14 protein-coding genes are annotated in these 15,352 nt (G+C 69.5%); 5 read left to right on the top strand and 9 right to left on the bottom strand.

Annotated features, from left to right (window positions below; translation table 11 throughout):
- The first annotated feature begins 89 nt into the window (after nucleotides 1-89).
- Nucleotides 90-1,445 (top strand): threonine ammonia-lyase IlvA, encoded by a 1,356-nt coding sequence (ilvA, locus tag ACPCUW_RS20405; protein ID WP_423426460.1) that lies wholly within the window; start codon nucleotides 90-92, stop codon nucleotides 1,443-1,445.
- Nucleotides 1,446-1,509: 64 nt separating this feature from the next.
- Here the strand turns inward: ilvA and ACPCUW_RS20400 are convergent, their stop codons facing one another.
- Nucleotides 1,510-2,676: a serine hydrolase domain-containing protein gene (locus ACPCUW_RS20400; RefSeq protein WP_423426615.1), complete on the bottom strand. Its 1,167-nt coding sequence runs from the start codon at nucleotides 2,674-2,676 to the stop codon at nucleotides 1,510-1,512.
- A 366-nt stretch (nucleotides 2,677-3,042) separates the two neighbouring features.
- Between ACPCUW_RS20400 and ACPCUW_RS20395 the strand changes: the two genes are divergently transcribed.
- Together ACPCUW_RS20395 and ACPCUW_RS20390 are read left to right on the top strand one after the other, a co-directional pair.
- Nucleotides 3,043-4,419, top strand: coding sequence for an alpha/beta hydrolase family protein (locus ACPCUW_RS20395; protein WP_423426459.1), 1,377 nt, complete (start codon nucleotides 3,043-3,045; stop codon nucleotides 4,417-4,419).
- 39 nt (nucleotides 4,420-4,458) lie between these two features.
- Nucleotides 4,459-5,076: a class I SAM-dependent methyltransferase gene (locus ACPCUW_RS20390; RefSeq protein WP_423426458.1), complete on the top strand. Its 618-nt coding sequence runs from the start codon at nucleotides 4,459-4,461 to the stop codon at nucleotides 5,074-5,076.
- A gap of 64 nt (nucleotides 5,077-5,140) precedes the next feature.
- Here ACPCUW_RS20390 and ACPCUW_RS20385 read toward each other — a convergent pair whose 3' ends face one another.
- From ACPCUW_RS20385 to lspA, 8 genes are all read right to left on the bottom strand, one after another.
- Complete coding sequence (locus tag ACPCUW_RS20385) at nucleotides 5,141-5,554, bottom strand: VOC family protein (RefSeq protein WP_064908164.1); 414 nt, start codon at nucleotides 5,552-5,554, stop codon at nucleotides 5,141-5,143.
- Between the two features lie 79 nt (nucleotides 5,555-5,633).
- On the bottom strand, nucleotides 5,634-6,503 hold the full coding sequence (rarD, locus tag ACPCUW_RS20380; protein WP_423426614.1) for an EamA family transporter RarD: 870 nt from the start codon (nucleotides 6,501-6,503) through the stop codon (nucleotides 5,634-5,636).
- Nucleotides 6,504-6,746: 243 nt separating this feature from the next.
- Entirely contained in the window at nucleotides 6,747-7,586 is an 840-nt protein-coding gene (locus tag ACPCUW_RS20375) for a PhzF family phenazine biosynthesis protein (RefSeq protein ID WP_423426456.1), read from the bottom strand.
- A gap of 93 nt (nucleotides 7,587-7,679) precedes the next feature.
- Nucleotides 7,680-10,127, bottom strand: a complete 2,448-nt coding sequence (locus ACPCUW_RS20370) for a cation-translocating P-type ATPase (protein ID WP_423426455.1) — start codon at nucleotides 10,125-10,127, stop codon at nucleotides 7,680-7,682.
- A gap of 66 nt (nucleotides 10,128-10,193) precedes the next feature.
- Nucleotides 10,194-11,138 carry an ADP-ribosylglycohydrolase family protein gene (locus ACPCUW_RS20365; protein WP_051755749.1) on the bottom strand — a complete coding sequence of 315 codons (945 nt, stop codon included), beginning with the start codon at nucleotides 11,136-11,138 and terminating at the stop codon, nucleotides 10,194-10,196.
- 67 nt (nucleotides 11,139-11,205) lie between these two features.
- Entirely contained in the window at nucleotides 11,206-11,865 is a 660-nt protein-coding gene (locus tag ACPCUW_RS20360; protein WP_423426453.1) for a hypothetical protein, read from the bottom strand.
- A 12-nt stretch (nucleotides 11,866-11,877) separates the two neighbouring features.
- Complete coding sequence (locus tag ACPCUW_RS20355; RefSeq protein ID WP_030514692.1) at nucleotides 11,878-12,804, bottom strand: RluA family pseudouridine synthase; 927 nt, start codon at nucleotides 12,802-12,804, stop codon at nucleotides 11,878-11,880.
- Nucleotides 12,801-13,547, bottom strand: a complete 747-nt coding sequence (lspA, locus tag ACPCUW_RS20350) for a signal peptidase II (protein ID WP_063017907.1) — start codon at nucleotides 13,545-13,547, stop codon at nucleotides 12,801-12,803. Before lspA ends, ACPCUW_RS20355 begins: the two co-directional genes overlap by 4 nt.
- A gap of 112 nt (nucleotides 13,548-13,659) precedes the next feature.
- Here lspA and ACPCUW_RS20345 point away from each other — a divergent pair, with 112 nt between their 5' ends.
- Nucleotides 13,660-14,655: a hypothetical protein gene (locus ACPCUW_RS20345; protein WP_227462937.1), complete on the top strand. Its 996-nt coding sequence runs from the start codon at nucleotides 13,660-13,662 to the stop codon at nucleotides 14,653-14,655.
- Nucleotides 14,643-15,350 carry a sensor domain-containing protein gene (locus ACPCUW_RS20340; RefSeq protein ID WP_423426452.1) on the top strand — a complete coding sequence of 236 codons (708 nt, stop codon included), beginning with the start codon at nucleotides 14,643-14,645 and terminating at the stop codon, nucleotides 15,348-15,350. The genes ACPCUW_RS20345 and ACPCUW_RS20340 overlap by 13 nt, the downstream gene beginning before the upstream one ends.
- The last annotated feature ends 2 nt before the right edge of the window (nucleotides 15,351-15,352 follow it).

Below are 15,352 nucleotides of genomic sequence, written 5' to 3'. Positions count from 1 at the left end.
ACGGTCCGGGCGTCGCCGGTTTCCGGGCGTTCCGGACCGCTACGGAAACTGCCGCGCGCCGGACCGAGCGCGACCGATAGCATGTTCGGGTGTCTGAACCGCTGGATGTCGTAGAGAAAGTATCCGCTCCGCTGCCCGAACTGAGCGCGGACGAGATCGACGCGGCCGCCAAGCGAATTTCCGACATCGTCGAGCCGACGCCGCTACAGCGAATCGAGCGGTTGTCGGCGGCCACCGGCGCGAACGTCTACCTCAAGCGCGAGGACCTCACCGCGGTCCGCTCCTACAAGCTGCGCGGCGCCTACAACCTGATCGTGCAGCTCGATGCGGGCGAACGCGCGGCCGGAGTCGTCACCGCCAGCGCCGGCAATCACGCCCAGGGCGTCGCCTTCGCCTGCCGCACGATGGGGATCCAGGGCCGCATCTACGTACCGACCACCACACCCAAGCAGAAGCGCGACCGCATCCTCGCCCACGGCGGCGACTTCGTGGAACTGATCGCCGTCGGCGACACCTTCGACGCGGCGGCCGCGGCGGCCGCCGACGACGTCGCCCGCACCGGCGCCACCATGGTCCCGCCGTTCGACGACGCTCGCACCGCGGCCGGGCAGGGCACCGTGGCGGTGGAGATCCTCGAACAGCTGCCCAGCGCTCCCGATCTGGTGATCATCCCCGTCGGCGGCGGCGGATGCCTGGCCGGCATCGGCACCTATCTGCGCGACCGCTCGCCGGCCACCGCCATCCTCGGCGTCGAGCCGGCCGGTGCCGCCTCGATGACGGCCGCCCTCGTCGCGGGCGGTCCGGTCACGCTGCCGCAGATCGATCCCTTCGTCGACGGCGCGGCCGTGCGGCGGGTGGGCGACCTGCCCTATGCCACGATCTCGAAATTCGGCGGGCGCGTGGTGTCGCATGCGTCGCTGCCGCTGCTCATCGGCACCGAATCCCCCAGGGGCGCGGGCTCTTTCCGCATGATGCAGGTCGACGAGGGCGCCATCTGCACCGCCATGCTCGAGCTGTACCAGAACGAGGGTGTGATCGCCGAACCGGCGGGTGCGCTGGCGGTGGCGGCGTTGGCGGAGATCGATATCGAGCCGGGGTCGACGGTGGTGTGCCTGCTGTCGGGCGGCAACAACGACATCTCGCGCTACGGCGAGATCATCGAACGGTCACTGGTGCACCGGGGCCTCAAACACTATTTCCTGGTGAACTTCCCGCAGGAACCCGGGGCGCTGCGCCGGTTCCTCGACGAGGTGCTCGGCCCCGACGACGACATCACCCTCTTCGAATACGTCAAGCGCAACAACCGGGAGACCGGGGCCGCACTCGTCGGCATCGAACTGGGCGCGCCGTCCGGCCTGGACGCACTGCTGGCGCGCATGGAGGCCTCGCCGATCCAATGCCAGCAGCTGGATCCCGACTCCCCCACCTACCAGTACCTCACCTGATCTCTACGAACGAACTGCCCTGTGCCGCGAGATGTTCTGCGGCACAGGGCAGTTCGGCGTCCGATCAGGCAGCGCGGCGCTGCGACGAACGACGGCCGTCGCGCATGGCCCGCGCGCCGCGAATCACCAGCGGCAGCACCCAGGCCGCGGCCAGCTGATCCCACACGAACGACTGGGGCGTGAACCGGTTGTGCACGAATCCGACGGACAGGCCCAGCCGCGGTTCGGCCCAGCCGAAGGATCCGGCCAGGCCGATGTGGCCGAATCCGGAGGCGGCCCCCGGAATAGGGAACGTGTGGTATCCGAGATGCCACATCATCGGGAAGTAGAACAGGGCGTGATCGAGCCGGCGCGTCTGCACGCGCCGGATATGACGCATGGTCTGCGCCGACAGATACCGGCGACCGGCGATCATGCCGTCGTCGGCGAGCACGCCGTAGACCGAGGCCAATGCGCCCGCGGTGAATACGCCGTTTCCGGCGGGCATTTCGGTCGCGAGGATCGACGGCTCGTCACCGTCGAAGAGGGCATGCACGCCCGGCAGGAACAGCGCACGAATCGCGGCGCCGGGCGGACCCGGAAAACGCCCGGCCTGCCCGAGGAGCAGGGCACCCAGTGCGGTGCCGGCCACGGCCAGCCGGGAACCGGCGAGCGCGGCGACGGTGGTGGTCGAGTCCGGCGCCGGGCGCCCGAGATGCAGGCCGTCGATGCCCAGCGGCTCGGAGACTTCGGTGCGGAACAGCTCGCGCATACTCGTACCGGTGACCGCGCGGGCCAGTCCTGCCAGCAGCCATCCGTAGGTGAGGGCGTGATAGGCCGGCACCCCCAGCAACCGGTCCGGCGCGGCGGCGGCCAGCCGATGTTCCATGAGTTCGTGGTCGAGCACCTCGTCCAGTCCGCCGGCGACACCCGGCAGCGAGGACAGTCCGGCGCAGTGAGTGAGCAACTGCGCCACCGTGATTCGCGATTTTCCGGCAGCGCCGAATTCCGGCCAGTATTCCGCCACCGGGGCCGCGTAGTCGATCAGGCCGCGGTCGGCCAGGCGGTGGATCACAGTGGAGGCGATGCCCTTGGTCGCGGAGAACGCGACGCTACCCGTATCGCGGGTCCAGGGCGTGGTGAGATCGGAGTAGCCGGTCCAGACATCGACCACCGGCTCACCGTGCCGAAGCACGGTCAGACCGCCTCCGGCTCCGGCACGGCCCCCGACAATACGCGCGAAATTGCGCACCAAGGGTTCGAACTCGACCGCGGCCGAGCCACGCACACCTGCGGGCAGAGCCGCAGAACCTGCGGGTAAAGCGTCGTTGCTCACATACCCTACGGTACGGGCGTACCGTTGTGCGGGCAACGACGTTGTCCGCACAGTGACACCCCCGAGACCGGTTCGAGCCGGACCGCACACGGCGCCGACCCTGTCCGTGATCTTCGGACCACGCGCCCACCCAGTGTCGTGACCTGCCGAAACACCTCTACACCCGCTGCGGTGTGTCATGGTTGAGACATGCGATCGTTGCGGTCAACGAGGTCCGAATTGCCGGAATCCCGCGGCTGGGCGGGAACACCGCCGAGAGCGCGGCGGCATCGGGATCTGATCGTGGCAGTGGCCACGCTGCTCGCCGTGGCCTTGGTGGCCGCCTGCTCGAGTTCCGACAAGGTGACCGCGACGCCGCGCCCGGCCCCCGTCGTCGGTGACTGGAACGGCGTCCTGCCGCTGCCGAACCAGCAGCTGCCGATCGGGGTAGCCTTCACCGAAGACGGTGGGAGCGTGACGGTTCCGGCGCAGGGCATCTTCGATCTGCCGCTCGAACAGGTCGATACCAACCCGGATGCGATCGCCTTCACTATCCCCGGATTGCCGGGCGATCCGCATTTCACCGGCCGCTACGACCGCCGCGCCGATACCGTCACCGGAACCTTCACCCAGTCCGGTCACGATCTGGCACTGACCATGCATCGGGGGAAGGTGCCGGCTCCGCTGCGCCCGCAGGAGCCGCACCCGCCGTGGCCGTACCTCTCCGAGGACGTGACCTATCGCAGCGACGGCATCACCATCGCCGGGACGCTCACCCGGCCGCGCGGGCCGGGACCGTTCCCGGCGGTCGTCCTGGTGACCGGCAGCGGCCCCCAGGATCGCAACGAGGAGATCGCCGGGCACAAACCGTTCCTGCTGCTCGCCGATACCCTCACGCGAGCCGGATACGCCGTCCTGCGCACCGACGACCGAGGCGTGGGCGGCAGCGGCGGGCAACTCGACACCTGCAGCTATACCGACCTGACCGACGACATCATGGCCGGGCTGGGCTATCTGCGCAGCCGTCCCGATATCGACGGCAACCACATCGGCCTGCTCGGCCACAGCGAGGGCGGCTATCTCGCGCCGCTGGCCGCCACCCGCCCCGACAGCCGGCTCGCCTTCGTGATCATGATGGCCGGACCGGCCGTCTCCGGCTCGGATGTGCTACTCGCGCAGAACGACCTGCTGCTGCGCAGCGAGCACGCCGACGCCGACGCCATCCGCAAGCAGGTCGGCTACATCACCACCCTGACCACGTTGATCCGCGCCGGCGACGACGAACAGATCCGCCGCTTCGCCACCGAGCACAACGACTCCTTGCCACCGGAGCAGCGGCAGCCGCAATCGGCGATCGATCAGTTGACCACCCCGTATTTCCAGGCCCTGGTCGACTACGACCCGGCGCCGGCCCTGCAGGCACTGCGTATTCCGGTGCTGGCCTTCTACGGGACCAAGGACATGCAGGTTCCGGCCGCCCAGAGCGCCCCGGCCGCGCGCGCGGATCTGGCGGGCAACCCGAATGCCGACGTCCACGTATTCGACGGCCTCAACCATCTGATGCAGCCCGCCGATACCGGCAGCCCGAAGGAATACCCGACCATCGAAACCACCATCGCACCCGAGGTGCTGAGCTACATCACCACATGGCTCGGCAAATACGTCACCCCCGTGCCCTGACGGGTAGCGGCGCGCAGGGCGACTTGACACAGTGAGAGGGTGGGAATTTACAGCGAGCGGGTGCTGCCGCGGTTGACGGATCGGGTCTGTGGAGTGCCGGCCAACGATCGGCTGCGCCGACGGGTGTGCGCGGGGTTGCGGGGCCGGGTGGTGGAGATCGGATTCGGCTCGGGTCGCAACGTGCCGTTCTACCCCGCCGGGGTGAGTCGCGTCAGCGCCGTGGAGCCGGCGGATCTGGGGTGGCGACTGGCGGCGGCGCGGGTCGCGGAATCGCCGGTGCCGGTGGAGCGGGCGGGCCTGGACGGGCAGTCGCTGCCGTTCGCGGACAACAGTTTCGACAGCGCGCTGTCGACGTGGACGCTGTGCACGATTCCCGATATCGCCGTCGCGCTGCGCGAGGTGCGGCGAGTTCTGCTGCCCGGCGGCACATTTCATTTCGTCGAGCACGGGCTGGCGCCGGATGCGAACGTCCGTGCCTGGCAGCATCGGCTCGATCCGGTTCAGCAGGTGATCGCCGGTGGATGCCACCTCAATCGCGATATCCGCGGATTACTGGACGAGGCCGGATTCGAGATCACCGAAATGGATCGGTTCTACGATTCTCCGGCACCGAAAACCTTCGCCGCACTGTCGCTGGGTATCGCGGTCTCGCCCTGACAACGGGGGAATTCGTTCGAGGAAAAGACCGGCGGCCGAAGCGAATTCGGCCGCCGGTCGCACACTATCGCTGTTCGCCGGTCGCCGCGGGCCATCCGCCGTACGGCACGGTCAGCAACTCCATGTAGTGACCGCTGGGGTCGAGGAAATAGATACCGCGACCGCCGTCGTTGTGGTTGATCTCGCCTTCCCGGCTCTGCCGCGGATCGGCCCAGAACCTCAGGCCCCGATCCCGGATTTTCGCGTAGGCCGCGTCGAATTCGGATTCGGACACCAGCAGGGCGTAATGCTGCGGCTGAATCTCGGTGACATGCGGCGGGACCGGAGCGAAATCGAAGGTGACACCGTTGTGCACGGTGACCGGAATGAACGGCCCCCACGGCGTTCCCACGCTCAATCCCAGAATATCGGCCCAGAACTGCGCCGATTCCCGATTGTCACGACAGCCGACAATGGTGTGGTTGAACTGGATGGACAGGATTTCTCCTCTGATAGTGACGATCCCGACCCCGGACCGGTACTCGTCGGCCTACGGGAGCATCGCCACGAATCCGACATTAACCCAGCGCGTCCCGCCGTGCCAAGCGCCGGGATCGGTGCAGCGCGTCGGCGGTGAATACCGCCAGAGCCGTCCAGATCAGCCCGAATCCGATCCAGCGCGAGGCCGGCATCGGCTCGTGCCCCACCAGCACACCCCACGCCAATTGCAGTGCGGGAGTGAGATATTGCAGAATTCCCATGGTCGACAGCGGCACCCGCGAGGCGGCGAAGGCGAACAGCAGCAGCGGAATCAGTGTCACCGGGCCGGTGGCGACCATCAGGGCGGTGTGGCCGGCGCCGTGCCCGAACTCGGCGTCCCCGCGCACCCCCAGCGCGATGACGACCGCCAGCGCGAACGGCGCGGACACCACACCCTCGGCGGCGACGCTGCGCATCGGGTCGAGCCGGATCACCTTCTTCACCAGACCGTAGGTGGCGAAGGAACAGGCCAGCACGAGCGCGATCACCGGTGGCTTGCCGTAGTCGACGGTCAGCACCACCACCGCCGCGCCGCCGAGCCCGAGCGCCACCCACTGCGGCCACACCAGCCGCTCCCGGAACAGCACCACTGCGAACAGGACCGTGACCAGCGGGTTGATGAAGTAGCCGAGCGCGCATTCCACCACGTGCCCCGACGTCACGCCGTAGACGTAGGTCCCCCAGTTGATCGAGATCGCCGCCGCGGCCACCGCCGCCAGCCGCCAGGTCCGGCCGTCGATCGCGCCCAGTTCGCGCAACCGCCCGGCCGCCAGCAGCAACACCAGCACCACGACCAGGGTCCACAGAATCCGCTGCGCCAGGATCTCCACCGGCCCCGCGAAACCGAGCAATCCGAAGAAGGCCGGGAACATGCCCCAGATCAGATACGCCCCCGCGCCGACCGCCACACCGCCACCGGCCGGAGCGCGCCCCCACCGTCCTCGGCCCCCGGCGGCACCTCCCGCGCCGGTCGCCTCCTCCACGTCGTTCACCGATCCACGCACCCGCACCAGCCGCACGCTACTTCCGTCCGGTAACGCCTGTCGAGCGGGTTTCGGACCACGCGCTCATTCGTCGGCACGGCCGCGGACCGCCGCGGTCACGAGTGCCCGGCGGTCGCCGGTCCGCTCCGGCGCCGGGAGCGGATTCGTTCAGGGCGAGGTCGGCAGGATTTCAGCCTGCGGGAGGCGGACCACTCCGTCGAGGTAGCGGTGGCAGCGGCCGGTGAGCAGCACGCGCGAGCCGCTGACCGCGCAGCGCAGGCGACCGGTGCGGGCGGAGAGCTGGCGGGCAGACAGATCGCCGCGGCCCAGATCGCGGGCCCACAGCGGTGCCAGCTGGGCGTGCGCGGAACCGGTGACCGGGTCCTCGTCGACACCGACGCCGGGGGCGAAGAAGCGGGAAACGAAATCCGTGTGGTCGCCGGGTGCGGTGAGGATCACCCCGCGGCGCAGCACCGGGAAGGCGGCGAAATTCGGGCGGGCACGAACCACTTCCGCTTCGGTGGCGACCACGACCACCTCGTCCTGGCCGGTCAGCACGCGCAGCGGACGCACCCCGAGGGCCGCGATCAGGTCCGGGTCCGGGACGGCGTCCACGGATTCCGCGAGCGGCAGATCGAGTTCGAGCTCGTCGCCGCTGCGGCTCACCCCGAGCCAGCCACTGCGGGTGTAGAAGTGCAACTGGTCGGCGGCGGGATGCATATCGTCGAAGATCTGCGCCGCGGTTGCGAGGGTGGCGTGCCCGCACAGGTCGACCTCGGTGGCCGGAGTGAACCAGCGCAGCCAGAACGCCGGGCCGTCACCGGGCGGCACTCCGGCCTCCACCGGCAGCGCCGAGGTGTAGAAGGCCGTTTCCGACAGCCGGTTCTCCTCGGCCAGTCGCTGCAGCAGCTCGTCGGGCAACCAGCCGAGCAGCGGCATCACCGCGGCCGGATTACCCGTGAAGGGCGCATCCGCGAACGCATCGATCTGATGCAGCAGGACCTCCATACTGCCGAAGGTACCCGCGTTGCGAATCGATGCGTGGCACAAGGACGTTCACGGCGCGCCATACCATGCGACCAGTTGACGCGCCGTCGCGGCTCAGTCCTTGCGCCCCAGCGGCTTCCGGCCCGGCGAATCCGGGAACAGGTGCCGCTGTTCACCGGTTACCATCGCGGTGACCCACCACGCCACCTCCACCAGCACGATGCCGACCGCGCCGCAGGCGAACGCCACCCCGGTCAGCTCGGCATTCGACGGGTCGAGTTTGAAGAAGTGGCGGGTGAACGGCACCGTGAACAGGATCAGATAACCCGCGACCGAACCGGCGATCAGCAGGATCTTCCACCAGTTCCACGGCCGCGCCACGATCGCCAGCACCCACACCGCGATCACCAGCAGCGTGATCAGCGCCGTCGTGCCGATCTGCACCTCGCGCGCCTCCGTCGGCAGGCTCTGGTCGGCGCTCCAGTAGGCGATCAGGTAGGCGATGAAGGTCATCACCCCGATCACCGTGCCGGAGGGTACCGCCAGCCGCAGCACCCGCGGCACGAAACCCGTTCGCGCCCTTTCGTTGTTGGGAGCCAGCGACAGGATGAAGGCCGGAATGCCGATGGTGAACCAGGCGGCGATCGTGACGTGCCGCGGCAGGAACGGATACGACAGCGGGGCGTAATCGAAGATCTGCGATCCGATGCCGGCCACCCCCACCAGGAAGGCCAGCAGGACCGAGTACACCGTCTTGGTGAGGAACAGATTCGAGACGCGCTCGATATTGCCGATCACCCGCCGGCCCTCCCCCACCACATACGGGAGGGTGGCGAAACGGTTGTCCAGCAAGACGATCTGCGCGACCGCGCGGGTGGCCGGACTGCCCGATCCCATCGCGACACCGATATCGGCATCCTTGAGCGCCAGGACGTCGTTGACGCCGTCGCCGGTCATCGCGACGGTGTGCCCGCGCGACTGCAACGCTCCCACCATCGCCCGCTTCTGATCCGGGCGGACCCGGCCGAAGGTGGTTTCGCGGTCCAGCACATCGGCCAATTCGGCCTGGGCGGCAGGCAATCGGCGCGCGTCGACGGCATGCTCACCACCGGGCAGGCCGAGCGAGGAGGCCACCGCGCCCACCGACACCGCGTTGTCGCCGGAGATCACCTTGATCGAGACGTCCTGGCCGGCAAAGTAATCCAGCGTTTCGCGCGCGTCCGGGCGAACCCTCTGTTCCAGCACCACCAGCGCCTGCGGCGTCACCGTGCCCGGCGCGTCCGGATCGTCGACGGGCCGATCCGAGGAAGCCAGCAGCAGCACCCGCAGCCCCTGCGCGCCGATGTCCTGGGCGGTGGCGGCGATGCCGGAATCCGGGTCGAGGAGCACATCCGGCGCTCCGAGCAGCCAGTTCCCGTGCTCGCCGTAGGAGATGCCGCTCCACTTCTTGGCCGAGCTGAACGGCGCGACCGCGGTGGACGACCAGTCCGGATCCTCGGTCATGGCCTCGGCGATGGCGAGCACGCTGGCGTTGGGGCGCGGATCGTCGTGGGCGAGCGCGGCCAGCACCGAACGCAACCGGTCTTGCGGCACATCGCCGACGACCCGCAGCTCCGACAACCGCATCCCGTTCTCGGTGAGGGTGCCGGTCTTGTCCGCGCAGACCACGTCGACCCGGGCCAGGCCCTCGATCGCGGGCAGCTCCTGGACCAGGCATTTGCGCTGGCCGAGCCGCACCACACCGACCGCGAACGCGATCGACGTCATCAGCACCAGGCCCTCCGGCACCATCGGGACCAGCGCGGCGACCATACCGTTCAGCGCGTGCTGCCAGTTCTGGTGGCTGGAGAACAGCTGGTTGTAGATCGTGACCAGGCCCGCCGGAATCAGCAGGTAGGTGATGACCTTCAGGATGGTGTCGATACCGCTGCGCAGCTCCGAATCGACCAGCGTGAACTTCGATGCCTCGTGCGCCAGCTGCGCGGCGTAGGCGTCCTTGCCGACCTTGGTGGCTCGGTAGGCACCCGATCCGGCGACCACGTAGCTGCCGGACATGACCTTCGCGCCGACCGCCTTGTCGATCGGATCGGCCTCACCGGTGAGCAGGGATTCGTCGACCTCGAGCAGTTCGCATTCGACGACCTCGCCGTCGACCACGATCTGGTCACCGGGCCCCAGCTCGATCAGATCGTCGAGCACCACATCCTTCGGGCCGACCTCGGTGGCGGCACCGTCGCGGCGCACCACCGGTTTGGCCTGGCCGACGATGGCGAGTTTGTCCAAGGTCCGCTTGGCGCGCAGCTCCTGCACGATGCCGACCACGCTGTTGGCCACGATCAGCAGGCCGAACATGCCGTCGATGATCGAGCCGGTGGCCAGGACCAGCACGAACAGGACGCCGAGGATGGCGTTGATCCGGGTGAACACATTGGCCCGGACGATGTCGGCAACCGATCGGCTCGCCCGATCCGGCACATCGTTGGTCTGCCCGTCACGAACGCGCTGCGCGACCTCGGCCGCGGTCAGGCCCGCTGCGCCCGCTTGCTGCTCGGTGATCGACATGTCCGACAGCCTAGAGCGTTTCCGGCGAATCGGACGGCACGCGGTCCCGGCCCCCCAGGCGGGCAATCATCCGGCATCCGGCCGTACGCGCGGTGCGATCCGGCGATCGACGATGCGGCGGGTGAGCGCGACCAGATCGTCGCCGCGCAGCCGCGGATATCCGTGCAGGAGCGCGACCCACTGCGGCGGAATCGCCGACGCACCCCAGCGGGCGCCCAGTAACCCGCCCGCGACGGCGGCGGTGGTATCGGTATCGCCGCCCGCGCGCACCGCCGCTTCCAGTGCGGCCGGCAGGGATTCGGTATGGGTGATCGCCCACCACGCCGTCTGCAGCGCGTGCACCACCCAGCCGTTCTTCGGAAAGTCCGCGGGAGTGCCGGATTCGGCCTCGTCCAGTACCGCGGCCCAGAAATCGGCGTCCACGAAGGCCAGGCCGCCGCGCACGCCGTCGTAGTCGCCGTAGAGCACGGCATGCCGGATCGCCCACGACCACAGCACGCATGCCTCACCGGCCCGGACGTCGCTGTGGGTGAGTTCGCTCACCGCCCGGGCGGCGCGGGCGCAGTTGTCCGGGTCGTCGAGATAGCACAGGGCGAGCGGCGCGGTGCGCATCAGCGATCCGTTGCCGCCGGTGAGCCCGTCGAGTTCGAAGGAGCGCCGGCGCATATCGGCGGCGTCGGCGCTGCGCCACTGCAGCACCTGACTCGTCTGATATCCGACGTCCTTGGGCCGGCTGTCCCACCAGCGCACGAACTCCCGGGCGACGGCGTCCAGGCCCGCCGGGTGGTGCAGCGCACCGTGTTCGGCCGCCGCGAGCGCGATACCCACCGCCATCGCGGTGTCGTCGGTCCACTCCCCCGGTTCCCACCGCAGCGAGCCGCCGCCGCGCATCTCGATCACCGAATCCGGTGCCGGATGGGTGAATTCGTATCCGGCGCCCAGTGCGTCACCGGCGGCCGTCCCCAGTAGCACCCCCTGCGCCCTGTCCCGCTGCCCTGCGTCTCGATCCACCGGCACATCCTCTCCCCTCGCCCGCCGCCTCGATTATGCCGCGCGGCACCGACAGCGCAGGCCGGCCTCAGTGGTCGGGAATCGGGCCGTCGTCGGGTCCCGGCGCCACGACGTCGGCGTGCTCGGGCAGCAGCGGCACCACCGCGAACGCGCCCGCGGAGGCATCCGGCGGCAGCGCCTGCACACTGCGAATCCCGCTGCGCGAGGCCAGACCTCGCAGCTCGGCGAGGGTGCCGCGGACAACGAAGTTCACCGCACAGGCGCAGCCGGAGTGCAGCCGCGCGGCCAGCACCGCCGCCAGGCGCCGGGAGCGGTCGTCGTCGGCCTGCACGTGATCCATCGCGCCGGCGGCCGCCGCCTGCGCGGACCGCAGCGCGGCGGTCCCGGCCGGAACCGGCACGGTGATCACCGGGGTGTACACGCGCTCGATCGGAACGTGGTAGAGCACCTGCGAAATACGCAGTCCCGCACCGATGTCGACGACGGCATCGGTGTTCAGGCCGGTATCGGAGGTCACCAGCGCCCAGCGGGGCGCGGTGTCGGCGCCGGACAGCGATTCGTGCGCGCGCTCGAGATAGTCGGCGACGCGTTCACCGGAGTCCGGCCCGAGCCGGTCGGTGCCGAGGACCGACGCGCGCGGCGGCCGCGCCCAGCCCAGGACGACCACGGAGATCAGCAGCGCCACCACTACCGCGAAACCGATTGCGGGACGCCACTTCTCACTCATCGGCCGCACCCGTCACACCGCGCGCAGCACATCCAGGGCATGCTCCAGATCGTCGGGATAGTCGCTGGTGATCTCGATCCAGCGGCCGTCGGCGGGATGGGCGAAGCCGAGACTGCGCGCGTGCAACCACTGCCGCTGCAGACCCAGCCGCTCGGCCAGTCGCGGGTCGGCGCCGTAGGTGAGATCACCGCAGCAGGGGTGGCGGATCGCGGAGAAGTGCACGCGGATCTGATGGGTGCGCCCGGTTTCCAGGTGGATGTCGAGCAGGCTCGCGGCCTGGAACGCCTCGACGGTGTCGTAGTGGGTGACGCTGGGCCGGCCGTCGGCGGTGACCGCGAATTTCCAGTCGTTGCCGCGGGCCCGCCCGATCGGGGCGTCGATGGTGCCGCTGGAGGGATCCGGATGTCCCTGCACCAGCGCGTGATAGCGCTTGTCGACCGTGCGCTGTTTGAAGGCCCGCTTCAGCACCGTGTAGGCGTGCTCGGACTGCGCCACGACCATCACCCCGGAGGTGCCGACGTCGAGCCGGTGCACGATGCCCTGGCGTTCGTGCGCGCCGGAGGTCGAGATGCGGTACCCCATCGCGGCCAGTCCGCCCACCACGGTGGGACCCGACCAGCCGACACCGGTGTGCGCCGCGACGCCGACGGGCTTGTCGACCGCGACGATATCGTCGTCGGCGTAGAGGATCTTCATGCCCTCGACCGGAGTGGCCTCGACGGTGAGCTCCCGTTTCGGTTCGGGGAACTCCACTTCCAGCCAGGCCCCGGCCACGAGCCGATCGGACTTCCCCGCCGCGGCGCCGTCGATCTGCACCGAACCGTCCTCGGCCAGTGCGGCGACCGCCGTCCGTGACAGGCCGAGCAGCCGCGAAAGTCCGGCGTCGACCCGCATGCCGTCCAGACCGTCGGGGATCGGCATGGCTCGTGTCTCTCTCATTCGCCCGCCTTCCCGTCCTGATCGTCACCGGCGTGGGCGCCCTCGTCATCGTCGTGGCCGGCGCGGGTGCCGTCGGGTTCGAATCCGAACACCGTCAGCACCACCAGCAGAATCGCCCCGCACACGATCGAGGAATCGGCGACGTTGAACACCGGCCACCATTTGGTGACGGCGATGAAGTCGATCACATGTCCCTGCAGCGGGCCGGGCGAACGGAACAGCCGGTCCACCAGATTGCCCAGCGCACCACCGAGGACCAGGCCCAGACCGATCGCCCAGCTCAGCGAGCGCAGGGTGCGGCCGATGCGGATCACCCCGATCACCACGGCGACCGCGATCAGGGTCAGCAGCCACGTCATACCGGTGGCCATGGAGAAGGCCGCGCCGGAATTGCGGATGAGGGTCAGCCGCACCACGTCGCCGATGACCGAAATCGGTTCGCCGGGGGTCATCTTCGCCACCACCAGGGCCTTCGTGCCGAGGTCCACGGCCAGCACGACGGCCGCGATCAACAGCAGCCACGGCAGGCGGCGCGGGAAGGCCGCCGGGGTGCCGGAGGTCCCGTTCGTCGCGGAATCGCCGGGAGCGCCGGCGCCCGAGCCGTCCCGCGCCGGAGCGGAATCCGCGCTGTCGCCGCGGGTGCCGGATCCGTCGTCGCGGTCGGCGCCCCGATCCGCCGCGGATTCGCGCGGGGGTTCGTCGGGGTCGTCGAGGTGCTGCTCACGCGGCCGGTCCGTATTCACAGCTAGACATCATTCCTTATCACGTCATCACCGGTTCGCGGTGCTGTCACCCAGCGCGTGGCCGGACGGGAGTCAAAGCTGTTTTTCAGGAACCGGTCGTACCCTGTTCGGCGTGACGGTGTTGTCTTCCCACTCCTGCGCCTCGGTGACCGGTCTGCGCCCCGCGGGCGCGTCCGGCCGGGGCCCGAATCCGCGCGCGGTGCGCTCGGGAGTGCTGTTGATGGTGCTGGCGGTGACCCTGTCCGCGCTCGGCGTCGGTTGCAGCGACGGGACCGAGGCCACCAGCGACGCCGAGGTCGAGCCCTCGGGTTTCGGCAAGGAGGTCACCCTGCCGATCTCCGCCGCGGTCGCCACCCTGGTCACCCCGGGCGAGGAACCGCACGCTCCGCTGCGCCCGGCCGTGCGCCCCGGCACCTCCCAGCAGGTGACCCTGCGCACCGACCACCACGTCGAACAACAGATCAACGATCAGGCGGTGCGCGACTTCTCGCCGCCGTCGGTGGCCATTCCGCTGACCGCGGACGCGAAGGCCGACGGGGTGGACCTCGTCCTCGGCACGGCCACGTCACCGGACCCGGCCCTGGATCAGCAACTGGTCGCGGCCGACGGATCCCACGCCGGCATCGAGTTCACCGACCTCGGCGCCGTCACCGCGCTGCGGATGGCACCGGCCCCGTCGACGCCCGACACCGCGCGCGCCGCCATCGAACAAGCCTTCTACCAGGCGGTGTACGAGGCGATCGCCTTCCCCGCCGACGCGGTCGGCGAGGGTGCGGTGTGGACGGTGCATCAGCGCGTCTCGGGAGTGGTTCCGCTGGACCAGATGACGACCGCGACGCTCACCAAGCGCGACGGCAATCTGCTGACCATCGCCCTCGACATCACCCAGACGCCGAAAACGGCGACCTGGCAGCTGCCCAACAATTCGGGCGACCTCGACATCATCGACTACCTGATGCACGGTGCGGGCACCATCACCGTGGATCTCGGCCTGCCGCTTCCCGTTTCGGGCGCGATCACCATCGGCGGCAATCAGTGCTACCGCGATCCGCACACCGATGTGCTGCTGCGCCAGGACGTCCGGACGCAGGTGCGATGGGGCGAGTGAATCGCGCCGCGGTCGTGCTCGCGGGCGTCGTCGTCGGGGTGAGCGCATGCGGGCACCACGACGATTCGCTGCCGTCGCTGCCCGCGACGGCGACCGTACCGCCGATCACCGCCCCGGCCGTCACCGATTCCGATGCGCTGCGGGCGCGATTGCTCACCCCGGCCGATCTTCCCCCGGGGTTCACGCAGCTCGAGGACGCCTCGGCCGGTAACGGGCAGACGCCGCCGGACCGCTCCCGCACCGATCCGGCCGAATGCGCGAAAGTGCTGGCACCCGTGGGTGATCTGTACAGCGGGCCGTCCGCCCGGGGCGCGGTGCACTACTCGTCGCCGAACTTCGCGAGCATCGATATCGATATCGCCAGCTACGCCGACGGCAATGCGGCGCAGGCGTTCGCGGCGGCACAGAAGCTGCTGCGCGACTGCCGCAGCTATTCCGGCACCGACGCCGACGGCACCTCCGTCGACTACCGGCTCGGCGGGCTCGATCAGCCGAAGGCCGGTTCCGCGTCGACCTCGTTCCAGATCCGCACCACCAGCGGCGGCATGTCGCTGTATTCCGCGGCCACGATCGCCGTCGTCGGCAGCAACGTGGTGCAGATCGCGGAAACCTCACCGGCGCAGGTGGATCCGTCCTCGCTGCAGGACCTCACCACCAAGCAGGTCCGGCGACTGGAAGGCGTCGCCGGACCGTAGGG

The organism is Nocardia sp. AB354 (genome assembly GCF_049538315.1).
Lineage (GTDB): Bacteria > Actinomycetota > Actinomycetes > Mycobacteriales > Mycobacteriaceae > Nocardia > Nocardia nova.
This window is presented reverse-complemented; position numbering and strand designations above follow the sequence as displayed.